The 327-nt window shown below is 49.5% G+C and carries 1 pseudogene; it reads right to left on the bottom strand.

The annotated features are described in order from the left end of the window. Positions 1-136: 136 nt before the first annotated feature. Positions 137-327 (bottom strand): annotated as a pseudogene (locus CWC28_RS21620) (hypothetical protein); the annotation flags it as partial.

Raw genomic sequence — 327 nt, 5'->3', positions numbered from 1 at the left:
ACCCGCATAGAGCGGGTCGCGTAACGTGTCATGGTTTAACCTGAATAATGCATCACCTTATGGTGACGAACATTATCAACGCGCACAAGGCGTTTATACGGCAGCGCGCGCCAAAACCTTAGACGACGCTCTAACCTCAGGCCTGTTCTTCTTCAGAAGCTTCAGCTTCTTCAGGAGCAGCAGGCTTGATCGCATCCTGGTAGCTGCATTCGCTATCAGAAACCTTGGCTGCTTCAAGAACAGTATCCACTACCTGCTCTTCCAGAACAACATACTTAACCTGAGACAGTTGCTCTTCGTTGCTGTAGTACCAGTCAACAACCTGCT

This window comes from Pseudoalteromonas sp. S4492, from assembly GCF_005886115.1.
GTDB classification, from domain to species: Bacteria; Pseudomonadota; Gammaproteobacteria; order Enterobacterales; family Alteromonadaceae; genus Pseudoalteromonas; species Pseudoalteromonas gelatinilytica.
Note: the sequence above shows the minus strand (reverse complement) of the source record. Positions and strands in the feature narration are given on the sequence as shown.